21 protein-coding genes are annotated in these 19,628 nt (G+C 43.2%); 17 read left to right on the top strand and 4 right to left on the bottom strand.

Going from position 1 to position 19,628, the window contains the following annotated elements:
* Position 1: 1 nt before the first annotated feature.
* Positions 2–874, bottom strand: a complete 873-nt coding sequence (locus tag A5867_RS17335; RefSeq protein ID WP_087628100.1) for a MarR family transcriptional regulator — start codon at positions 872–874, stop codon at positions 2–4.
* A gap of 201 nt (positions 875–1,075) precedes the next feature.
* Between A5867_RS17335 and A5867_RS17330 the strand changes: the two genes are divergently transcribed.
* From A5867_RS17330 to A5867_RS17285, 9 genes are all read left to right on the top strand, one after another.
* Positions 1,076–1,681, top strand: a complete 606-nt coding sequence (locus tag A5867_RS17330) for an NAD(P)H-dependent oxidoreductase (RefSeq protein WP_074934160.1) — start codon at positions 1,076–1,078, stop codon at positions 1,679–1,681.
* A 36-nt stretch (positions 1,682–1,717) separates the two neighbouring features.
* On the top strand, positions 1,718–2,239 hold the full coding sequence (locus tag A5867_RS17325) for an NAD(P)H-dependent oxidoreductase (protein ID WP_010748987.1): 522 nt from the start codon (positions 1,718–1,720) through the stop codon (positions 2,237–2,239).
* A gap of 226 nt (positions 2,240–2,465) precedes the next feature.
* Entirely contained in the window at positions 2,466–3,305 is an 840-nt protein-coding gene (locus A5867_RS17315) for a glycosyltransferase family 8 protein (protein ID WP_016608464.1), read from the top strand.
* 296 nt (positions 3,306–3,601) lie between these two features.
* On the top strand, positions 3,602–3,919 hold the full coding sequence (locus A5867_RS17310) for a PTS cellobiose transporter subunit IIB (protein WP_015510515.1): 318 nt from the start codon (positions 3,602–3,604) through the stop codon (positions 3,917–3,919).
* A 54-nt stretch (positions 3,920–3,973) separates the two neighbouring features.
* Positions 3,974–6,007 (top strand): BglG family transcription antiterminator, encoded by a 2,034-nt coding sequence (locus A5867_RS17305; RefSeq protein WP_087628099.1) that lies wholly within the window; start codon positions 3,974–3,976, stop codon positions 6,005–6,007.
* Between the two features lie 13 nt (positions 6,008–6,020).
* Positions 6,021–6,335, top strand: coding sequence for a PTS cellobiose transporter subunit IIA (locus A5867_RS17300; RefSeq protein WP_015510513.1), 315 nt, complete (start codon positions 6,021–6,023; stop codon positions 6,333–6,335).
* Positions 6,336–6,350: 15 nt separating this feature from the next.
* Positions 6,351–6,854 (top strand): hypothetical protein, encoded by a 504-nt coding sequence (locus A5867_RS17295; protein ID WP_015510512.1) that lies wholly within the window; start codon positions 6,351–6,353, stop codon positions 6,852–6,854.
* Positions 6,855–6,861: 7 nt separating this feature from the next.
* Positions 6,862–8,217 (top strand): PTS cellobiose transporter subunit IIC, encoded by a 1,356-nt coding sequence (gene celB / locus A5867_RS17290; protein ID WP_015510511.1) that lies wholly within the window; start codon positions 6,862–6,864, stop codon positions 8,215–8,217.
* A gap of 126 nt (positions 8,218–8,343) precedes the next feature.
* Entirely contained in the window at positions 8,344–8,811 is a 468-nt protein-coding gene (locus tag A5867_RS17285; RefSeq protein ID WP_010748985.1) for a TspO/MBR family protein, read from the top strand.
* 48 nt (positions 8,812–8,859) lie between these two features.
* Here A5867_RS17285 and A5867_RS17280 read toward each other — a convergent pair whose 3' ends face one another.
* Positions 8,860–10,665 carry a M3 family oligoendopeptidase gene (locus A5867_RS17280; protein ID WP_087628098.1) on the bottom strand — a complete coding sequence of 602 codons (1,806 nt, stop codon included), beginning with the start codon at positions 10,663–10,665 and terminating at the stop codon, positions 8,860–8,862.
* Positions 10,666–11,081: 416 nt separating this feature from the next.
* Here A5867_RS17280 and arcA point away from each other — a divergent pair, with 416 nt between their 5' ends.
* From arcA to A5867_RS17240, 8 genes are all read left to right on the top strand, one after another.
* Positions 11,082–12,305 (top strand): arginine deiminase, encoded by a 1,224-nt coding sequence (gene arcA, locus A5867_RS17275; protein WP_087628097.1) that lies wholly within the window; start codon positions 11,082–11,084, stop codon positions 12,303–12,305.
* 19 nt (positions 12,306–12,324) lie between these two features.
* A complete protein-coding gene (gene argF / locus A5867_RS17270) occupies positions 12,325–13,344 on the top strand; it encodes an ornithine carbamoyltransferase (protein WP_087628096.1) in 1,020 nt (339 codons plus the stop codon).
* Positions 13,345–13,361: 17 nt separating this feature from the next.
* Complete coding sequence (gene arcC, locus A5867_RS17265) at positions 13,362–14,297, top strand: carbamate kinase (RefSeq protein WP_087628095.1); 936 nt, start codon at positions 13,362–13,364, stop codon at positions 14,295–14,297.
* A 41-nt stretch (positions 14,298–14,338) separates the two neighbouring features.
* A complete protein-coding gene (locus tag A5867_RS17260) occupies positions 14,339–15,028 on the top strand; it encodes a Crp/Fnr family transcriptional regulator (protein ID WP_005230704.1) in 690 nt (229 codons plus the stop codon).
* 63 nt (positions 15,029–15,091) lie between these two features.
* Complete coding sequence (locus A5867_RS17255; RefSeq protein WP_010748979.1) at positions 15,092–16,543, top strand: YfcC family protein; 1,452 nt, start codon at positions 15,092–15,094, stop codon at positions 16,541–16,543.
* Between the two features lie 77 nt (positions 16,544–16,620).
* Positions 16,621–17,136 carry an ArgR family transcriptional regulator gene (locus tag A5867_RS17250; RefSeq protein WP_087628094.1) on the top strand — a complete coding sequence of 172 codons (516 nt, stop codon included), beginning with the start codon at positions 16,621–16,623 and terminating at the stop codon, positions 17,134–17,136.
* A 204-nt stretch (positions 17,137–17,340) separates the two neighbouring features.
* Positions 17,341–17,856, top strand: a complete 516-nt coding sequence (locus A5867_RS17245; RefSeq protein ID WP_015510509.1) for a VanZ family protein — start codon at positions 17,341–17,343, stop codon at positions 17,854–17,856.
* A gap of 63 nt (positions 17,857–17,919) precedes the next feature.
* Entirely contained in the window at positions 17,920–18,615 is a 696-nt protein-coding gene (locus A5867_RS17240) for a YoaK family protein (RefSeq protein ID WP_015510508.1), read from the top strand.
* 33 nt (positions 18,616–18,648) lie between these two features.
* Here A5867_RS17240 and A5867_RS17235 read toward each other — a convergent pair whose 3' ends face one another.
* A complete protein-coding gene (locus A5867_RS17235; protein WP_016608455.1) occupies positions 18,649–18,978 on the bottom strand; it encodes an SdpI family protein in 330 nt (109 codons plus the stop codon).
* Positions 18,979–19,138: 160 nt separating this feature from the next.
* Positions 19,139–19,621, bottom strand: a complete 483-nt coding sequence (locus A5867_RS17230) for a VOC family protein (protein ID WP_087628093.1) — start codon at positions 19,619–19,621, stop codon at positions 19,139–19,141.
* Positions 19,622–19,628: the final 7 nt, after the last annotated feature.

Raw genomic sequence — 19,628 nt, 5'->3', positions numbered from 1 at the left:
ATTAGAAATCCTGCCAATCCTCCTCGGCTGCTTCGTCTTTAGAAGCGGAAGTCGGTCTTGCTTTGCGGTCTTGTCCAAACCCGTAGGCATCAAAAAAGTTGCCTTTTACCCATGTGTACCGTGGATCATTCGCCTCGCTACTATCAAACGGCCCAAACGGCCCAAACGGCCCAAACGGCCCAAACGGCTCAAATGGTCGATTACCAACCATGCCGCGATGTCCAGGAAACGGCATTTGCCGCATGGCTTCCTTGATCTGTTTTTTCATTTTGCGTCGCTCATCAACGCCCATTTCTTGCCAAGTATCTTTCATTTGTTGCCTCATTTTTCGGCGCTCGTCATTCGTCATTTCCTGCCAATTTCCGCCCCATTGCTTCATCATTTCTTCCCGAATCTCTTGCATGGCTTGCAAACGATCCATTGGGTCAATAAAGCGTTGTGCCTGCTGTTGGAAGTCCGTCTCCCACCCAGCGGCGATGTTTTCAAGCAGACGAGCAAACTCGGTTTGATCCTCCTCTGAGAGCCCAGCAAAAAACGACTGACTGCTGGTGGCTTCTTTTTGTGCTAGTAATTTTTCCGCTTTTTTTCTTCCAGTTTCTGTCAGGTAGATTCGTTTGATCCGTTTGTCAGCAGCATCTTCTTTGCGATGAATATCGCCACTATTTTCCATTTTCTTCAATAGTTCCGCTAGAGAGCTTGGCCGTAGGTCTAAGACTTCTGCAAGATAACTTTGCACCAAGCCGTCTTCTAAATTTAAAACGGCCAGGACACGTTGCTGTCCCGAAAGGCGCTGGTTGTTTTGACTCATAAAGGCATTGCTGGCTTCGCTGATAAAACGAAGCTGTTTCATTAAGTGGTCGGTCATTGTACTCATGGTGTACACTCCTTTTGGTTTATCGTTCGGTACCTAACGATATCGATGAGTTGATTATAGTTCGGTACCGAACGAATGTCAATAAGAAGCAGCTGAGATTTTTTTCTAACAAAAAGTAAGCAAAATGATTGACTTACTAAAAGTAAGTTTGGTATGCTGAGTCCATCGTTAAAGAAACCACAACAAAAGGAGTACAAAAGAATGGTCTTTGGATTTGGGAAAAAAGAACAAATAATTGAAAAAGAAGTAATTAAAGAGGTGTATCGCACCCCGGAAAAGAAAAAAGCGCAAAAAATCGGGATCATCGTTGGCAGTACGAGAGAAGGCCGCGTGAGTCCGCAAGTAGCCAATTATGTTTTACAAACAGCACGCGCGCATAGCGACCGCTCGTTTGAAATCATTGATATCAAAGATTATGACTTGCCATTTATGGGGACAGGTGAAGTGAACCAAGCGTGGAACGAAAAAATCGCTGAGTTAGACGGCTACATCTTCATCGTACAAGAATACAATCATGGCATATCAGCTTCCTTGAAAAATGCGTTGGACAGCGCTCGAGAGGAATGGTTCAACAAAGCAGCAGCGATCGTCAGCTATGGTTCGGCAGGAGGGATTCGTGCCGCTGAGCAAGTTCGCTTGATTTTGGCGGAACAAAAAGTAGCCACGGTGCGCACCAATCCTGCCTTCAACTTATTTACTGATTTTGAAAACTTTGCCACCTTTACCCCTGGCGAGCATATGACTGCAGGAATGAACGACATGTTGACGGAATTATTGGACTGGGCAGACACATTTGCCAATCGTTAAAAAAACAAACGAAAACAATCTTAGGAGGAACCTATCATGAAATTTGGTATTATTTTAGGCAGTACAAGAGAAGGACGCGTAAGTCCGCAAGTCGGAGCATATATTCAAGAAATTGCTAATCAACGGTCAGAGCATCAGTTCGAGATCGTTGATGTAAAGGCATTTGATTTACCGTTTATGGGAACGGCTGAGCCAAACCTGGCATGGAACAAAAAAATTTCTGAATTAGATGGCTATATCTTCATCGTGCAAGAATACAACCACGGTTTTGCAGCTTCCTTGAAAAATGCCGTAGATTCTGCTCGGGAAGAATGGTTTGATAAAGCTGCTGGGATCGTCAGCTACGGTTCTGGCGGTGGGATTCGGGCCGCTGAACAATTGCGCAACGTATTAGCTGAACAAAAAGTTGCCACCGTGCGGACCAACCCAGCCTTCAACTTATTTACTGATTTTGAAAGTTTCAGTACCTTCAAACCCGGTGCGCACATGGCTGCGGGTGTCAATGATATGCTAGATGAATTGTTGTTGTGGTCAAAAGCTTTTGCAACGATCCGCTGATCTGTTTTTAAGACACAATCATTTATAAGCGATCCTTTGCTGTTTCATCCCATGGATGGAACAGCTTTTTTGGCGTCTGCCAAGCAAGGGTTCGATTGGCAAGGGTGTTTCACTGAAAGAAAGACCAAAAATCGGGTATACTAGAAGAACAGAAGCTGCGTGCAATAGCAATCGATTTTTTTCCAAAAACCTGCACGCTGCCAGTAACAGAGGAGTGAACAAGAGCATGAATCTACTTTTTGCGATTGATGATCGATTCAGTGAACAATTAAAAACAACGTTATATTCAATCAAACGTCATACGACAGCAGCATCCTTTGATGTCTATGTCTTACAAGAAAAAGAATTGAGCCATGCTGCAGAGCTGGAGGCTTTTTGTCAAAAGCTGGCGATGACCTATCATCCCATCATCATCGGTTCTGGCTCGATTTTTAAAACCGCGCCAGTCAGTGATCGCTACCCTGAGTCGATCTACTATCGATTATTGGCACAAAATTACTTGCCGCAGCAGGTGGAAAAAATCCTGTATCTGGATGCGGATATTTTGTGCATCAATGATTTGCGCCCCTTGTATGAGCTGACGTTAGGGGATTTTCTGTATGCCGCCGCCAGCCATTCTAAGCTGACAGAAGTAACAACAGTCATCAATAAAGTCCGTTTGCGTAATTATGAGTCGGAAGGCTACTATAATTCAGGCGTTTTGCTGATGAATGTGCACCAGCTGCGGCAAGAGGTCAAAGAAGCAGAGATCGCAGCGTTCATTGAGAAAAATCATTTGAACCTCTTTTTGCCAGATCAAGACATTTTGAATGGGTTGTACGGCGATCGGGTGCTGGCGATCCCTGATCAGCTCTACAACTATGACGTACGAAAAAACCGTACCTATGAAACGATCAGTTTAGGGGAATGGAGCTTGGATTGGGTCATTGAGCATACCGTTTTGTTACATTTTTGCGGCAAAGAGAAGCCATGGAAAAAAGGCTACCGCAGCCGCTACGGGGCGCTATACAAGTATGTGGAAAATGAACGACGGAAGTTTGAAGAAAAACAATCAAAGAGCGTATGATTAAAAAAGCTTTACTTGGACAAAAGACAAGTAAAGCTTTTTTTTCGATCATTTTTTGAAGGGAATTCTTGTAAAATCAAGTAGACGCATCTAGTTTGTTTCCGCATCGATAAGGAAACACCTTGTGTTCAAAAAGAAAGCGCTATCTATTATGATGACAGTATCAACCCATCGCAATGCTAAGTCAGTGAACAACTTTTTTATTCAGCGGAAGAATGGTCAGAACCACGCCATCATTTAGCAACTACTGAACATAGATAGTGAAATAGAGTGTCATCGTTAAGGAGGAAAACTATATGAAAAAAGCATTAATCATCTGTGCAGGCGGTATGTCTTCATCAGTCATTGCCAAAAAAACGACGGAATATTTTAAAGAGCGAGGAAAAGAAATTGAACTAGATGCAACGTCTGCCTCTCAAGGAGCAGCCACGATCGCCAAAGATGAATACGACTTATACTTAGTCAGCCCGCAAACCAAAATGTACTTTGCGAATCTTGAAAAAGCTGCCATCAAGTACCAACGACCCATCGTAAATATTCCGCCCCAAGCTTATGTGCCGATACCGATGGGCATTGAAAAATTAGCTGCTGTGGTGGAGCAAAATATACAATAGTCGTTCAAACAAAAAGCTTCATGAGAATAGGTTGATGAAAAAGGTTGATGAAAAATGTTGAGTAAAAAAGAGATCATCATGCTAAAAATGCTTTACCAAAATCGTAACACGTATACCAGTAGTAAACAGATCGCAAAGCAACTGGGGGTTTCAGATCGGACTGCGCGCAAGTATGTTCAAGGGTTGGGGCTTATCTTGAAGAACCATAAGCTTGGTCAGATTTGTGCCAAGCAAGGGCAGGGCTATCGGCTAAACATCACCGACCAGCGTTCCTTTGATCGTTTTTATACTGAGAAAACCAACACCAGACCAACAGCTGCCGACCTTACGACGATCAATGAAGCCAATGACCGCCAATATTTTGTGTTAAATCAATTGTTATTTGGGCAAAAGCCTGTTTTTGTTGATGACTTGGCGGCGGATCTATGTGTTTCTCGTTCAACGATTTCCAACGACATCGTTGAAATCAAGCAATTGTTAAAGCCTTATACGATCGAGTTGAAACATCGAACCAGTCAGGGGATCTACGTTGCAGGATCTGAAAATAGTCTACGGCATTTCATCATGAATTACTTTTTCATGAATCGCCTGCAAGACAATTTGTATGCCTTTTCCATGTACAAACATCTATTAGAGGGGATAGCGATCGAGGAAATCGTGATCATCGTTTTGGATACATGCCGCAAGTATTTTTTGAAACTCTCTGATTTTATGATCTATACGATCGTCCTTCATATTGGTCTAGCAATAAAACGGCTGCAGGCGGGCTTTGAGATCCAGCTGCATCCACAAGAGGCAAACTTAGCGCAGGAAGTGGAATACCAATCAGCTTTAGAGATCGTCGAGAAGATTCGCCAACAGATGGGCATCGTCTTGCCACCAGAAGAGGCTTTCTATATCGCCATTCATTTAAAAAACAAACTAGTTTCTGAAACCATTCGTGAACAGATCGATTTAGACGATAACGAGGTCAAACAACAGCTGCTAGTCGTTTTACAAAAGATCGATCAAGAAACGGGCTTTTGCTTAGCCGAAGATCCCTTATTGATAGATGGGCTGATGATGCATATCACCCCCTTATTGCAACGATTGAATAACGGTACGAGTATGGAAAATCCTTTGTTAGAGACCATCAAAAAAGATTACAGTGACTTTTTTCAGCTAACGATTCGGCATTTTTCTGATGTTCCCTTCTTTGCACCCTACAAAGTGACTGAAGGAGAGCTCGCCTACTTGACGATCCATTTGACTGCTGCGATGGAACGCTTAGCGAATCAGCAAAAAGCACGGGTCTTAGTGATCTGTGCAACAGGAATCGGTAGTTCACAAATGTTAAAAAATCGTTTGGAACATGAACTTGGTTCAAAACTCGTGATTGAAGAGATGATCAGCTATTACGAAATCAGTGAACAAAAACTAGCAGGGATCGATTTGATCATTTCATCTATCAAAGTACCAGATGTGGTTCTAAATATCCCCATCGTCACAGTCAGTGTTTTTTTAGATAAAAAAGATATCCAAAAAATCAATCGCCAATTGAAACAGTATAAAACGAAAAAACAGTACCGTAGCGTTCTGAAACAGCGACCGAAGACCTTGTCTGACAAAGAGCGGGAACTGATTGAGACTAGCTTTCGCCCAGAACTTTTTCTTTGGCTCGCCGAAGAGACCGATAAAGAGGCTGTTTTAGACCAGCTGCTGACGAGGATCGAAAGCGTGGAAAAGCGTGCGGTGAAAGAAGCGCTAGGCAAGCAGCTTGCTTTACGAGAAGCCTATAGCTCAGTAGCCTTTTCCGATCATTTGGCGGTGGCGCACCCTATTGAACCGATCACCAATGATGCTTATGCGGCCGTTGCTATACTAGAACAAGGCATAAAATGGGATGACGAGCATGACCAGATCCAGCTGATTTTCTTACTTTCCCCTGATCGATTGGGGCAAGTAGAATTGAACAAAATCAGCCAACTGTTAGTACCGATCATTGAAGATGAGTCATTTAAAGATGCACTCATAGCTAGTGGTGATTTTGAACATTTTATGGAATGCTTTATCGGGTATCACCTAGGAACACATTTATCGCACATGTAAGGGAGAAAGAACAATGAAATCAGAAAAACTACAAGAGACAGCCTTTCAAATTATTCTTAGCAGCGGAGATGCTCGGACGATCGTTCATGAAGCATTCCAAGAGATGCGTCAAGGAACTTTTGAAGCAGCACAAGCAAAACTGGATCAAGCAAACGAAGCACTAGTAGAGGCCCACAAAGCACAGACGGGCTTATTACAAGAATACGCCAGCGGCGAAAAAATCGACATGGAGATCATCATGGTCCATGCACAAGATCATCTAATGACAACGATGACTTTGCGAGAAGTGGCGATTGAAATGCTGGCGTTATACCAGCGAGAGCGGTAGAAAGGAAGGGATCAAATGACCAATCGAGAACAGCAGAAAAAAATGGCAGAAAAAACGTTTCGGTTTCACCGCTTTTTATTTCTAAGGTATGTATTAGCAGTCTTTTTCTTTGCAAATCTTTATTGGTTCTTAGCAGCGATGGTCAGCAATGCCGTACTCTTGATCCTCCCGCTGGCACTGCTGATTTTGGCCATTTCGGCGATCGGGGAATACGTGCGTCTTTATGGCAGCTATTCAGAGCAAATAGCTGGAAAACTGCGCTGGACGCGCTTGTTTTATCTTTGTCAACTGACGATGAATCTCCTGTTAATCGCCATCTGCTGCTTCTCTCATCTGTTTTCATTCGTTTTTCCTTTTCTTGAAAATACGCCGATCAATCGAGGCATTCTTACACTCTGGCTTAGTGTGGGGCTAATGTTAGCTGCGTTATGTTTGCAGCGTGTCAATAAGATCCGTCGCAAAAAAGATACGTATTATGGATATATTAAAGAATACCAAAAACTCATTGAAGGGAAGTAGTTACATTATGGAACAATCAAATAGCAAGTTGTTCAGTCTCTTAGAAACGGCCGTCATGGGACCGTTAGGAAAAGTGGCACAGTTCAAAATCGTACGTGCCATCATGGCTGCTGGGATGGCTTCGATTCCTTTTACGATCGTTGGCTCGATGTTTTTAGTTATCAATGTATTGCCGCAGACCTTTACCTTTTTAGAAGATTTCTTCAATAATACTTTTTTCAGAGTCAGTGATTTGTATATGCTGGCAAACAGCACGACAATGGGACTTTTGGCATTATATTTTTGTATCGTTCTCGGCTATGAATACACCAAGATCTATGCGGAAGAAGAAGAGTTGGATCTTGCGCCTATGAGTGGGGCGTTACTATCGATGTTTGCCTTTTTCATGTCGATCCCACAATTGATGATCGTGGATGGCAGCATGTCACGAATCACCGATCAAGAAAATGCCATCATCAATGGCTGGGCGATCGGTGGCGACGGGGTGGAGCGTTTAGGAACGACCGGGATATTTACCGGTATTATCATGGCGGTGTTGGCTGTTCAGTTGTACCGCTTGTGTGTAACGAAAAAATGGGTCATTAAAATGCCCGAAGAAGTACCATTGGGAGTCGCCCGTGCCTTTACAGCATTGATCCCTGCCTTTGTCGTCGCATTCACGGTCCTTATTATCAATGGGGCTTTGGTTGCAGCGGGAACGGATATTTTCCAAATCATTGCCGTGCCTTTTGGGTTTGTGACGAACTTGACTAATAGTTGGTTAGGGTTGATGGTGATTTACTTTTTAGTCAGTGCATTATGGTTAGTAGGGATCCATGGCGCAAATATCATTTTCTCTGTATTGACGCCAATTACCTTAGGTAATTTGACAGCCAATGCTGAGGGCGCCAATTTTGCATTAGCTGGTGAGTTTAACAATGCGTATGTGACCGTCGGAGGTTCAGGAGCAACGCTAGGTCTCGCTTTATTCTTGGTTTATCTGGCAAAATCAAAACAATTGAGAGTGTTAGGAAAAGCTTCGATCATTCCAGCCTTATTCAATATTAACGAGCCGTTGATTTTCGGGATTCCTTTGATTTATAATCCTTTCTTAGCGATTCCCTTTTTCTTAGCACCGATGGCATCCGCATCGATTGCCTATTTTGCGATCGAATTGGAGATCATTCGACCAATGATCGCCCAAATGCCATGGCCTTCTCCAATCGGTATCGGCGCATTCATTGGAAGTGGAGGCGATTGGAAAGCCGCAGTTTGTGCGTTCTTATGTGCAGGCGTTGCCTTTTTGATCTACTTCCCATTCGCTCGTTCTTATGATGCAGGACTAGTCAAGCAAGAAGCCCAAGAAGGGGAGCAAGCAGCATAAATTGAAAGGAACAAGAAAGAAACTTCCACACGGGCGTTTCTTTTTTTAAGCGTTCTATTCTGCTTTTTTTCGATTCGATGGTACGATTAAATGAGAGAGTCATGAAAAAAAGAAGGAGTGGAGAACATGAAATTTTTGATTTGGCTGGTCTGTGTGATCGGCATCGAAGCAACAGGAATCATCTCGAGTTTGTTTGCAGGAGACATCGCTGGAACGTATGCGCAAATGGAAAAACCCTTTTTAGCCCCTCCTGGTGGGATCATTGGGATCGTTTGGACGATTTTGTATGCCTTTATGGGAACAGCGTTGTATCTGTTGATCGTAGCCAAAGTCAATCCAGCGCTTAAAAAGAATGCCTATATCTTCTTTGCGATCCAGCAAGTACTAAACTTCTTGTGGAGTATCGTTTTCTTTGGCTGGAATGCTTACTGGGCAGGAACGGTCATTATTGTCTTGTTAGTCCTATCAGTGATTATTTGTATGATCCTCTTTGCTCGCATCGACAAAAAAGCAATGTACTTGTTTATTCCTTATTTGATTTGGTGTCTGTACGCAGGCTACTTAACGATTGGCTTAACTTTATTGAATGCCTGATAGAAAAAAACCTCTTCCAACACGACGCTTGGAAGAGGTTTTTTTCTTTTAGATATAGTCTTCAGTCAATTCCATAAAGCTGGCAACATCTTTTAGGACCATATCGATCCCTGCTTGCCAGAAGTCTGGTTTTGTTAAATCAACACCAAGGTGCTTTTGTGCCAGTTCTTCCGTCGTCATTGAAGCAGTATCTTGCAATAAAGCAATGTATTCTTCTTCAAAGCTAGACCCTTTTTCATTGGCATACGCGTAGATCCCCATGCTAAAGAGGTAACCAAAGGTGTAAGGGAAGTTGTAAAACGGCACATCATCAATAAAGAAGTGCAATTTGGCTGCCCAGAAATGTGGATGATAAGTCGCTAACCCATCTGCATAGCTTTCTTTTTGCGCCGCTGTCATCATTTCCGTGATTTGCTCCGCTGAAACTAAGCCGTTTTGACGGGCTTGGTAAAAGCTATTTTCAAAAATAAAGCGTGCATGGATGTTCATGAACATCGCGATCGCATTTTGCATTTTGGCATCCAATAGATTGATTTTTTCTTCCGTCGTTGTCGCTTCTTTGAGGGTTGCATCAGCAACGATCAATTCAGCAAAGGTACTTGCTGTTTCGGCAACGTTCATGGCATAGTTGCGGTTTAATTCTGGTAGCTCCCAAAGAACGCTGCTGTGAAACGCGTGACCTAACTCATGGGCAAGCGTCGCTACTTCGTTGACTGAATTGCTGTAGGTCATGAAAATACGTGACTCTTTGGTTTCTGGCAAGCTGGTGCAATAGCCGCCAGGACGTTTGCCAGGACGATCTTCTGCTTCGATCCAGCTTTTTTCAAAAGCAACTTGGGCAAAGTCAGCCATTTTAGGACTGAACTTACGGAAGTTTGTCAAAATAAAGTCAGCTGCTTCATCAAAGGTGTAGGTTCTTTCTTCCATGTCCCCAAGGATGATCGGCGCATCTTGATCTTGCCATTCCATTTTTTCTTTGCCGAAAAGCTGGGCTTTGCGGGTCAAGAAATCAACGATCGGCTGTTTGTTCTTTTGGATCGTGCCCCACATAGCATCCAATGTCGCTTTTTGCAGACGATTGTATTCTAATGGTTCTTTCAAGTAATCAGTGACACCGTGAAGCTTGAAAGTAGAAAGGCGGAAGCCGTCTAGATGGTTCAAGGTATCTGCAAAGAGGTCTTCTTTTTCTGCCCAAGTCTTTTCCCAAGTGTCAAATAAACGTGCACGAACTTCTGGATCTGGATCACCCATCATTTTATTGAAGGCTTGACCAGCGGACAAGTTGATCGTCGTGCCGTCTTCTTGAAGGAAAGGAATTTCGATCGAGGCAACGATCGTATCGTAATGTTGGCTCCAAGCATTTAAGCCATCTAAATTTAACGTGTTGATGATGGTTTCTTCTGCTTCAGATAACAATTCTTTGCCGTCGCGACGAATCTCGCTTAGACGAAAGGCGATTGGTGCTAAGTTTTCCGCAGTAAGTAACGCAGTCCAATCATCCTCAGAAATTTCTGTCAATTTTTTCGAGAAAACGGTTTGTGCTGCTTGCAGTGCTGGCAGTTTTGCGTAGAGGTCGCCTGTCAGGATTTTGGCTTTGCTGTCGTTGACATTCGCTGAAAGCAAGGCATTGATAAAGCTGCCACATTGTGAAAATCCTTGATTGATTGTGCCAGAAAGTTCGATTAATTCCTCTAATTTTGTCGCATTGTCTGAAGCGTTTGGTACCCAAGCGTCAACTTTTTCACGGTAAGTTTTGATTTCTTCTTCCAGCTGGCTCATGCGTTCTTTTAATTGAACAGAATCACTGCCTCCTGGAAAAATTGTTTCTAGATCCCAATTGATTGAATAGGTCATTCCTATCAAACCCCTTTCTTTTCCTACGATCTTATTAAGTATAGCATAGCCACATTTAGTCGCAACCATCGGATTTTTTTAATCGAAAAAGGAAAGCTGTTGGTTGAAAAAGTTCTTTTCTTTCGTAAGCTTTGCCTGCATTGGGTGGGGACGTCAAAAACAAAAGAAAAGAACAAAATCGATCAAATTTCAATTCTCATCAAATTCTTATTTAAAAATTGCTGAATAAATATTACATAAAAAAAAATTACATAAAAAAAAATAACAACGAGTAAAAAAACGCTCGCAAGAAGATATTCACTCTTTATTGCATAATGACAAATGCTTTGCATAATGAAGGCGAAATACGTCGCTTGGTAAGCGCATACATTCTTGTACTATGTAGGCGTAATCAAAACAAAGGAGGATGTAAAGAAATGTCAAATGCTATTCATGTTTTTTCAGAAATCGGCCGCTTGAAGCAAGTCATGCTCCATCGCCCTGGTCGAGAATTAGAAAACCTCGTTCCGGATCATTTAAATCGCTTGTTATTTGATGATATTCCCTTTTTGGAACAAGCAAGGGCTGAACATGATCAATTTGCCGATGTATTGCGTAATAATAATGTGGAGGTGTTGTATTTAGAAGATTTAGCAGCAGAAGCGTTAACTAGTCAAGAAATCAAAGAGCAGTTTATCAAGGAATATTTAGAAGAAACAACGTTACAAAGCCCAGAAATCATTGCTGAAATTACCGATTATTTCTTATCTTTTGAAGATAACCGTCAATTCATCGATAAAACGATGGCAGGTCTAGCGAAAAATGAATTGAAATTGCCCCATAGTCAAAGCCTAGCTGGTGCTGTGGATGACCAGTATCCGTTTTTGATCGATCCAATGCCGAATTTGTATTTCACTCGTGATCCGTTTGCGACGATCGGTAACGGGGTTTCCTTGAATCGCATGTATTCAGAAACAAGACGTCGTGAAACATTGTATGGCAAATACATTTTTGCTCATCATCCAATGTTCCAACAACAGCCACCACACTTGCTTTATGACCGTGATCAGCCAACACGAATTGAAGGTGGCGATGAATTGGTTCTGTCAAAACGAGTGTTAGCGATCGGGATCTCCCAACGAACAGATGCCACTTCCATTGAACAGTTGGCTCGTAATGTGTTCCACCATGAACCAAGTTTTGAGTACGTCTTAGCTTTTGATATTGGTCAAGAACGCAAATTCATGCATTTAGATACAGTATTTACAATGGTTGATTATGACAAATTTACGATCCATCCAGAAATTGAAGGAGAACTGACCGTTTATTCAATCTCACGTGACGGGGATGGCGTAACCATCAAAGAAGAAAAAGATACGTTAGAAAACATTTTGTGCCGCTACTTAGAATTAGATGCAGTGGAATTGATTCGCTGTGGGGGGAACGATTTGGTCGCTGCAGCTCGGGAACAATGGAATGACGGTTCCAATACCTTGACGATCGCACCTGGTGAAGTCGTGGTCTATGACCGTAACACGATCACCAATCAAAAATTAACTGAAGCCGGCATCAAATTGCATAAAATCTCCGGCAGTGAATTGGTTCGCGGCCGTGGCGGCCCTCGCTGCATGAGCATGCCATTTATTAGAGAAGATATTTAATCTAGAGGAGGAATTACTAATGAAACAAGTATTTAAAGGAAGAAGCTTTTTAGCAGAAAAAGATTTTACGAAAGCCGAGTTAGAATACCTTATTGATTTTTCAATCTATTTGAAAAAGTTGAAAAAGCAAAATATTTCTCATCGCTATTTGGAAGGCAAGAACATCGCCCTCTTATTTGAAAAAACGTCGACTCGGACACGGGCGGCATTTACGACGGCTGCCATCGATCTTGGTGCCCATCCAGAATTTTTAGGCGCGAATGATATCCAGCTAGGCAAAAAAGAATCCGTTGAAGATACCGCCAGAGTTTTAGGCAGCATGTTTGATGGCATTGAGTTCCGCGGGTTCAGCCAACAAGTCGTTGAAGATTTAGCCAAATTCTCTGGCGTTCCTGTTTGGAATGGCTTAACCGATGAATGGCATCCAACCCAAATGATCGCTGACTTCATGACGATCAAAGAAAACTTCGGTACATTAGAAAACATTACGTTAGTCTATGTGGGCGATGGCCGAAACAATATGGCGAATAGTTTGTTAGTGACGGGGGCGATTTTAGGTGTCAATGTTCGCATCTGTGCACCAAAAGAACTTTTCCCAGCTGAAGAAGTGACAGACTATGCCAACAAATTTGCCAAAGAATCTGGCAGTCAGCTGATGGTAACAGACGATATTCAAAAAGGCGTCAAAGATGCCGATGTTCTGTATACCGATGTTTGGGTTTCAATGGGGGAAGAAGACCAGTTTGAAGAACGGGTGAAGCTGTTGAAAGATTACCAAATCAACCGCGAAATGGTAATGGCGACTGGAAAACAAGACGATGGCTTGATCGTGCTTCACTGCTTGCCAGCGTTCCATGATACGAATACGACGTATGGAAAAATGATCGAAGAAAAATTCGGCATTTCTGAAATGGAGATCACAGACGACATTTTCCGCAGTCAATGGGGCCGTCAATTTGAAGAGGCGGAAAACCGAATGCACTCGATCAAAGCAATCATGGCAGTAACCTTAGGCGATCTCTTTATTCCTAGAGTGTAAGAAGGAGCAGTGAGCAGATGAGTGAAAAGAAACCAACGATCGTTGTCGCCCTTGGCGGCAACGCTATCCTAGCAGATGATGCCAGTGCCAAAGGGCAAAAAGAACGGCTTAAACAGACCGTCGAGTATTTAATTCCCCTGATCCAAAAAGACGTTCATTTGATCATTACCCATGGGAATGGGCCTCAAGTGGGAAATTTGGTTTTGCAGCAACAAGCCAGTGATTCTAGCAAAAACCCAGCGATGCCTTTAGATACCTGCGTGGCAATGACGCAAGGCAGTATTGGCTATTGGTTACAAAATGAGCTGAGAATCCAGTTGAAAGAAGCCCAAATGGCTAAGCCGGTGGTGACAGTGGTGACGGAAATTACAGTCGATGCCCAAGATCCAGCATTTGCCCATCCGACCAAACCGATCGGTCCTTTCTTAACGGAAACAGCTGCCAAAGAAGCCATGGCGGCAACAGATGCCATCTATCGTGAAGATGCTGGTCGTGGTTGGCGGAAAGTCGTTGCCAGTCCAGCGCCACAAGCGATTCAAGAAGTTGCCAGCATCAAGGCGCTGATTGAACAAAACACGATCGTTATTTGCGCAGGCGGCGGGGGCATTCCCGTGTTAGATAATGGGCTGGGGGTTGAAGCCGTGATCGATAAAGATTTTGCTTCTGAAAAATTGGCTCGTTTAGTCGATGCGGATCAGCTGATCATTTTGACGGGCGTGGAAAAAATCGCTTTGAACTTTGGCAAGGAAAATGAGCAGTGGTTGGATCATGTGACCGCCGCTGAATTGGAAACCTATGTCGATGAAGGGCATTTTTCACCGGGAAGCATGTTACCGAAAGTACAAGCAGCTTTGAATTTTGTCAAAATGGGCACGGAAAAACGGGCAGTGATTACTTCCTTAGATAAGCTGGCAGAAATTGAAGACGCTGGTACACATATCACCTGGAAATAAGCGAAGTAGCAAAGCAAGTCCAAAACATTGGAGTGAGAGAAATGATCGACTACCAAATAAAAGATCCATCAACAAGAGCGAATAGCTTTCAATGGCTGGAAGAAGAAAATCAACAGCGATTGAAGGAGCATATTTACTGCCGTACGTACAAAAAAGGCCAAGTGCTTTTTTATGAAGGCGACGTAAGGGATCGGATATTCCATGTGATCGAAGGTCTCGTACGGATCGAAAAAACCGACGGAACTGATTCCTATTGTTATGTAGATTTTGTTGGGCCTGATCAGTTATTTCCTTTGATTGGCTTGTTTGAAAGAGACAACTATGATGTATCGGCATTCGCTGCAACAGACATTGTCGTGCAGTTTGCAGCGATGTCGCTGTTTGAACCGCTGGTTGTTTCATCTACAAGTCAGTTGCTGTGGCTGAATCAGCAAATGAGCCAGCAGTTGGAGAAGCAAAGACGCCGAGTGGAGTACTGTGTCACCTCTAGCGCGCAGACAAGAGTCGTCAATACGATCGGTCTCTTGATGATCGAGCACGGACAGTCACAAGGAGAGCAGATTCGCATTCCTTTTCCAGTTTTTATCAATGATATTGCTAAATACAGTGGAACGACGCGAGAGACGGTCAGTCAAACCATCAAGGCGCTCGTGCATAAAAGAAAGATTTATTATCGTTACAAAGAACTCATTATTTATGACAAAGATTATTTTTCCCATGTTGCGAATTGACCACAGACAGACTAGCTGTTGGCAATTTGCACCTAAGATTGATTCAATAGAGGAGGAACGAAGATGAAAAAAAAGCAAAAAGAAAAAAAGTCGCTGACATCGTTCAGTATCTTATTTCTGATCATTATTGCGTTGACGGTCGCTTCTTGGCTACTAGCCGGTCAGCCCTTTGCACCTTCATTACCAGCAGGCCAAGAAGAGATGGTCAGCCAAGTCGTCGGTGCCAAGTTTTCTGATTTCTTTATGGCGCCTTTTAACGGATTTCGTGATGCGATCGAGATCTGTGTGTTTATTCTTTGTTTGGGTGGCTTTTTGAATATTGTCACACGAACAGGCGCTTTAGAAGCTGGTATTCAGCATTTGGTCAAAAAACTCAAAGGCAACGAGTTGATTTTGATCCCGATTTTGATGGTGTTGTTTTCAATTGGTGGCTCAACTTATGGAATGGCGGAAGAAACGATTCCGTTCTATTCCTTATTAGCAATCACAATGGTGGCATCGGGCTTTGATACGATCGTCGCAGCAGGAACCGTCATGTTGGGGGCGGGTGCCGGTGTGATCGGCTCCACCGTTAACCCTTTCGCTACTGGGGTGGCAATGGATGCCTTACGAAGCATTGATATTGCTCCGAATAATGGCACGATCCTAGTAGTTGGCGCATTGCTTTGGTTAGTCACGACCGCGTACTGTATCTTTGTGGTGATGTCTTATGCCAAAAAAGTCAAAGCTGACAAAGGCTCCACGATCTTATCGCTGCAAGAGCAAAAAGAAATGGAAGAGCATTTTGTCAAAGACACGAACGAAGCCTTGGCGTTTACGCAAAAGCATCGCCTGATTTTGACGATTTTTGGCTTATCCTTTGTGATCATGGTGGTTTCCTTGATTCCTTGGGGCGACTTTGATATCCATGTGTTTGACGGTTGGACCGCCTTTTTGACCGGGAATAGCTTCGGTGAATGGTATTTTGGTGATTTGGCTATGTGGTTCTTCTACGTCAGTATCATCATTGCATTGATTCAAGGATTCTCAGAAAAAGAAATCGTGACCAACTTTATCGATGGGGTCAAAGACATTTTATCCGTTGTCTTGATCATCGTTGTGGCACGGGGGGCTTCCTACATTATGCAAACGACGTACTTGGATCTGTTTATTTTGGATCGGGCTTCCCATCTTTTAGAAGGGTTATCACCTGTCCTGTTCGTAATTGGCGCCTATATTTTGTATCTGCTCTTATCGTTCTTGATTCCATCGACTTCAGGACTGGCATATGTATCGATCCCTATCATGGGTGCCTTGGCACAAAGCATCGGACTCAATCCGAACGTCATGGTCATGATCTTTACTGCTGGTTGCGGATTAGTGAATTTGATCACACCAACTTCTGGCGTCGTGATGGGCGGATTGGAGCTGGCTCGGGTCAACTATTCTACTTGGACTCGCTTTATGCGCAAACCGTTACTGGTTATCGGAATTTCCAATCTTGCCATTTTAATCTTCTCGATGTTGTTCTTGTAAGCTGCGTTTCAAGAAGTGAACGAGACGGATCAACTATTTCAGTAAGCGAGGCGACTTGAGAGGAGCGGATCAAGTAAATGAAAAAAAAAGAGCGACAAGCAATTATCAAAAAACTTTTTGTCCTACATCGGATTGAGTCTCAAGAAGAATTGATGAATTTATTAAAAAAAGAAAATGTTTCAGCTACCCAAGCCACGATTTCTAGAGACATGCGGGAAATGAACATCGCTAAAACGTATGCCAAAAATGGCCGACCGTATTATTCAATCTTTGAATCCAAAGAGCAGGATCTAGAAGACAGAATTGCGTTTTCGATGTATGAGTATCTAAAAAAGATTACGCAGATTGACTTTTTAGTTGTCGTTCATACGGCTGAAAATGGCGCCGATGTGATCGCCAATTATCTTGATGAAATGGAGCTGCCAGAAATTGTCGGCACGATTGCAGGGTTTGATATTTTATTGATCATCACGCCGTCACAAGAAGCGGCAGCAGAGGTCGTCGAGCGGTTGAATCATTATGTAGAAGGCTACGAGATGGGTTCGTCATTATTTACTGGAGAAAAAACGCAAAACAGCCCTGAGAATCGTTGAGGAAGCTGAACGTCACAAGCCCAAAGATCTCACAACCAAACGGGGGACGGCTTTTCATACCGATGGCTATTTTTAAAAAGAAAGAGTGCTTCTAAACTTGACGGAAGCACTCTTTTTGTGTGTGCAATGTCTCCACGGTTTGCTGGAAAAACAGTTGCATCACCAAATGAAAATGGTAAGATAGGAAAATGAGGAGTGAAAACTATGAAAAAATTACTGAAAGAACCGAACTTTTACTTTTGTATCGCAATTGCGGTAATGGTCATCCTCTTTATCAGCTCTTCACAAACCTATGAGCAGCAATCTCAAATCGGGTTGCTTTCACGTATCTTAAAAAACGAACCATTGAAAGATTGGTTGGAGACGATCTCTTTTTCCTATGCTGGGTCGGAGATCAGTATTGCGGAAAAAGGCTATTTCTCATTTGTGGAATTTTTCATTCGCAAAGGTGCGCATTTCTTCACTTATTTTGTCTTAGGGGGCAGTTTGTTCTTCGTTCTCGTTTATCGCCGTACGCCCTATTGGCTAGCCGCTTTTTTTGCTTGGTTGGCAGCCACCGGCTACGCTGGGATCGATGAATACCATCAAATGCTGACGGGAGGACGGACGCCGCTTTTTCAAGATGTCATGCTGGATTCAGCGGGAGCACTGACCGCCGTTCTTTTGGGGTGGTTGATTTGTCAGCTATCGAAAAAGTCACCTAAACGCCGCAAAACATAACGAGTTGTCGACGTTTTTTAAGCAGTAAGCTGTCAGAAAGTATAAAAACAAGAGGCGAAACCAATGGAAAAAAGTTTGAGCAGTGTCAAAAGCAAATCGGAGTTTGTCGTGCATGAAAGTTTACCGGTGGGGATTCTTCTTGCTATGGCGGGCGGTTTTTTAGATGCGTATACCTACTTGTTTCACGGGGAAGTGTTTGCAAGTATGCAGTCGGGGAATGTCATTTTGTTAGGGATCAATCTTTCAACGGGGCAGTTTGAACAAGCCTTTCGATATCTGCCACCAATCTTCATGTTTTTAGTGGGGATCGTAGTGACGAATTATCTGCAGCATCATTTTCCGACAGGGGGCTGGATCGTGTGGCAAAATGCCGCATTAATCTTTGAAGCAATCGGTATTTTGGTTCTGGGCTTTTTTGCTCGATCATTACCCAATGTCATGATCGATTCGGGGTTATCTTTTTTTGCAGCGATTCAATATGCCGCCTATCGTCGATTGGCAGGGATGCCCTATGCCACCACGATGACCACCGGCAACTTACGTTCACTGGCTGATTATTTGTACATGCGCTGGTTTAAGAAGGACCGATCAGTGACACCCAAGATCATTTCTATTTCCTTGATCATCGGCGGCTTCTTTTTTGGTGCAGTCTTAAGCAGCTTGCTAGGGATTTTCTTATTCCACCGCACCATCTGGGTGGTTTCAGGGATTTTAGCCTTGGTGTTGGGGATCACGATCCATCATCAAAATAAACAATAGAAAAAAGACATTCGCTGGAATGTCTTTTTTGTCTTACTTTTTGGTGCTTGTGCGTGAATCTTTGAGATACAGTGCCGTTTCTACGAGTAGCGCTGCTAGAAGATAGCTGCCAAAAACGGCTACTTGGTAAAAAGCCTCTGCGATCAGCTCGTTGCGCTGCAATAAAACGACCCCGCCTAGAAAGAGCATCGCTAACAGGGAGAACCACTGCTGGGCAAAACGCCAATTGCTGACACTGGCTGTACTGCGCTTGGTGCGAAAGCCGAATACATAATTGGGTTCTTCTCGGTAAAAGCACCAGAAGACGATGAAAAAAATACCCGTAAAAATCAACAACAAAAGTCCAATATCGATCGAGATCACTACCTTTCACGTGCGATTTGTTGGATAAGTAAGTGAAGCCGCTAAAGATGAGTACATACTTATTGTATCCGCTATGAACGCTTCTATGAAGGGGAACAATCGAAAAATACGTGCTTCTAGCAAAAAAAACGGATGGCGATTTGCAGCGCCATCCGTTTTTTTATCCCCGTTGAAAAGGGCCTTTTGGTGCAATCAATTCAAGATTGGTGCCGTCTGGATCTGTAAAGTAGGCGACGCCTGTCCCAAAGCCGCTTTTCAAACCGTCTTGTGCTTCAAAAACGATGGGGGTGCCGTCAGGCTCAACGCCAATGGCTTTTAGACGAGCAACGGCTTCATCAATATTTTCGACTTCAAAACAAAGATGCATCGCGCTGATTTGCTCATTGGAATAGCTAGCTTTGTTGGATTTTGGTTCGACGTATTCTAAAAGATCGATGTTGAGATTGTCTAAATGAAGATTGGCATATTTGATCAGTGTATCTGCTAATCCTTGCGTTTGCGCCATGCGTTTGCCACCGATCGTATCTTGATTGGCGATTTTCTTTCCCGTTAATGCTTCATAAAATTGGATGGAACGTTCGAGATTGCTGACGGTGATTCCCACGTGGTTAACCATTGAAAAGCCTGTGTTTGTTTTTGTCATTATACTT

Origin of the sequence: Enterococcus sp. 6D12_DIV0197 (genome assembly GCF_002174385.1) — a bacterium.
GTDB classification, from domain to species: domain Bacteria; phylum Bacillota; class Bacilli; order Lactobacillales; family Enterococcaceae; genus Enterococcus_D; species Enterococcus_D casseliflavus.
The sequence above is the reverse complement of the archived record's forward strand: the minus strand, read 5'-3'. Positions and strand labels throughout refer to the sequence as shown.